General features: G+C 73.0%; 1 protein-coding gene. It reads right to left on the minus strand.

Annotated elements, in window-relative coordinates:
* Positions 1–538, minus strand: a 538-nt coding sequence (locus BZL64_RS38355; RefSeq protein ID WP_208639617.1) for a phytanoyl-CoA dioxygenase family protein, incomplete at both ends; no start/stop codon positions are given.

Consider the following 538-nt stretch of genomic DNA (forward strand, 5'->3'; position numbering starts at 1 on the left):
CGGCGGGTCGCTGTCGAGGTTGGTGGGGAAGGGGTAGCCCTCGGCGCTCGCGGCGACGACCCGCTCCAGCCAGGCGGGATCCGCGCCGTCCGCGGCACGCTTCAGCAGCACCGGGTACACGGCGTTCGTCACCGCCTCCCGGTCGACCGTCTCCATGGCCCGGCCGAAGGCGGAGGACACCTGGAGGAGGTTGGCCGTACGGCGGATGCCGGCGGAGCGGTTGGTGCCGGCCGCGTGGAAGAGGGCCGGGTTGAAGAAGACGACGTCCCCCTGTGCCAGGGGCAGCTGGACGTGCCGCTCCTCGAAGTAGGCCTGGAACTCGGGCAGTCGCCACGCGAGATAGCCGGGGCCGTACTTCTGCGAGTGCGGCAGGTACATCGTCGGGCCGGACTCCACGGGCATGTCGCAGTGGGCGACCGCGCCCTGGAGGGTGAGCACGGGGGAGAGGCGGTGGACGTGCGCCGGGTAGGCCGCCGCGGCCTCGTTCGAGAGGAACCCGAGGTGGTAGTCGCGGTGCGCGGTCTGGGCGGCGCCGCCC

This window comes from Streptomyces bobili, from assembly GCF_002154575.1.
Classification (GTDB): Bacteria; Actinomycetota; Actinomycetes; order Streptomycetales; family Streptomycetaceae; genus Streptomyces; species Streptomyces bobili.